At 49.8% G+C, this 1,841-nt stretch carries 3 protein-coding genes; all 3 read left to right on the top strand.

From position 1 onward, the window contains the following. Window positions 1-743, top strand: a 743-nt coding sequence (locus tag Q0256_RS03540) for a thioredoxin domain-containing protein (RefSeq protein WP_297960099.1), incomplete at its 5' end; no start/stop codon positions are given. 48 nt (window positions 744-791) lie between these two features. Further along, window positions 792-1,370, top strand: a complete 579-nt coding sequence (gene hisB / locus Q0256_RS03535; protein WP_297960097.1) for an imidazoleglycerol-phosphate dehydratase HisB — start codon at window positions 792-794, stop codon at window positions 1,368-1,370. A 237-nt stretch (window positions 1,371-1,607) separates the two neighbouring features. After that, window positions 1,608-1,832, top strand: a complete 225-nt coding sequence (locus Q0256_RS03530; protein ID WP_297960095.1) for a hypothetical protein — start codon at window positions 1,608-1,610, stop codon at window positions 1,830-1,832. Window positions 1,833-1,841: the final 9 nt, after the last annotated feature.

Here is a 1,841-nt window from a genome sequence, read left to right as displayed (position 1 = left end):
CGCTGCTGCTTGTAGTTGGGCTTGGCGGCGCACTACCGAGGCCCGGAGCTTGGATGGAGGCGGTGCCTAAAATTTTTGGCTTTTTGCTGCTTTTTACGGCGGTGTGGATTTCGCGCACGCTCATCGGCGAAAATTTAAGCCTGCTGATTTACGCGGTTTTAGGCGCGATCTTCGCAGGATTTTTGGGGCTGTTTGACGGCGGTGCGGGCGGAATCAAGCGCGCTTTGGCTCTTATAATCGCGCTATATTCGGCGCTGCTGCTCGCGGGCTTTGCCAGCGGCGCGAAAGATTTTTCCAGGCCGCTTGGTAATCTAATCCCGCAAAACGCGATATATTCCAGGGACGGCTTGAGCGAGGGCTTGCAAGCGGGCGAAATTTCTAGCGCTCAAAATTTTGGCGGCGCACATTTTTCGTTTGTGCGCGATTTGGCGCAGCTGCGGGGCGAAATAGAAAATTCCAAAAAGCCGGTGATAGTCGATTTTTGGGCTAGCTGGTGCAAAAATTGCGAGCAGAGCGAGCGGGCGTTTGCAGATCCTGCACTTGCCGGCGCGCTTGATAAATTTAGCCTCTTAAAGATCGATCTTAGCGAAGATAGCGAGCAAAATAGGGCGATAAAAGCGCATTTTAACGTATTCGGTCCGCCTACGATTCTGTTTTTTAAAGAGGGCGCCGAGATTGCGAGCCTGCGCCAGATCGGTAGCGTAAATTCCGAAAAGCTGGCTGAGATTTTAACCGAAATTTAGTGAAATTTAGATAGATTTCAAACAAAATTTAGTTTTAAGGATTGCGCGATGATAAGCAAAAATAGGGCTACGAAAGAGACCAAAATCGAGCTTGAGCTGGAGCTTTACGGATGCGGCGCGGCGCAGATACAAACGGGCATCGGTTTTTTTGATCATATGCTTAGCGCGTTTGCCAAGCACGCGTGGATAGATCTAAACCTGCGCTGCGAGGGCGATTTGCAGGTCGATTTTCACCACAGCGTCGAGGACTGCGGCATCGTGCTCGGAAGCGCGATCAAAGAGGCGATCTATCCCGCGCAAAACATCGAGCGCTTCGGCGATAGTGTCGTCGTGATGGACGAGGCGGCGATTTCTACGGCGCTTGATTTTTCCAACCGCGCGTTTTTAGTATTTGATTGCCCGAGCCTAAAGCGCGGCAAGATCGGTGAATTCGACGCCGAGCTCGTGGAGGAATTTTTCCGCGCTCTGGCTTTCAATGCAAATTTTACGCTGCATATAAACCAAATTCGCGGCGAAAATCTGCACCACGTCGCAGAAGCCGCGTTTAAGGCGTTTGCCGTTGCATTTCGTCGCGCGATAAGTATCAACGAGCGCGCCGGCGTGCCTAGCACGAAGGGCGTTTTATAGCGGCGCGCTAAATTTAGCAAATTTAGCAATTCGCGGTTTTTTAAAATTTTATCGGCATTTAAATTTCGCTCTTGCCGCTCGCTTAAAATCCGCGAAATTCCGCCTTATTTGGGCGATATGCAAGGACGCATCGCCCGGTTGAAATTTTAGCCAGCGGCGTGCGTATAGGTTGTCTAAAATTTTGCGCTCGTATTACGTCGAAATATCGCTTTGCGCATTAAATTTTGAAGGTGAGATATGGATTCTTTCTCGATTTTTATTTTCCTTTTGTTCGCGCTGCCGATCGTTTCGTTTATTTGGTTCGTCGTGCGTTTAGTAAAATTTATCAGATCAAAAAACGAACCCGAGCGCCGTAGAAAGGATAAAATTTTTCTGATCCTCTCTGCGCTTGTGCTTGCGTGTTCCACGGGCGCGTTGGTCGGCTTTTTATGGCTGCTTAACAGCGCGCTTGCGCATATGTGAGGCGCAAAA

Source organism: uncultured Campylobacter sp., assembly GCF_937949835.1.
In the GTDB taxonomy this organism is placed as follows: domain Bacteria; phylum Campylobacterota; class Campylobacteria; order Campylobacterales; family Campylobacteraceae; genus Campylobacter_B.
The sequence above is the reverse complement of the archived record's forward strand: the minus strand, read 5'-3'. Positions and strand labels throughout refer to the sequence as shown.

Bases quoted from the DNA above. Each gene is read 5' to 3' on its own strand.
- Q0256_RS03530 (WP_297960095.1), top strand. From the start codon at position 1,608: ATGGATTCTTTCTCGATTTTTATTTTCCTTTTGTTCGCGCTGCCGATC.
- hisB (WP_297960097.1), top strand. From the start codon at position 792: ATGATAAGCAAAAATAGGGCTACGAAAGAGACCAAAATCGAGCTTGAG.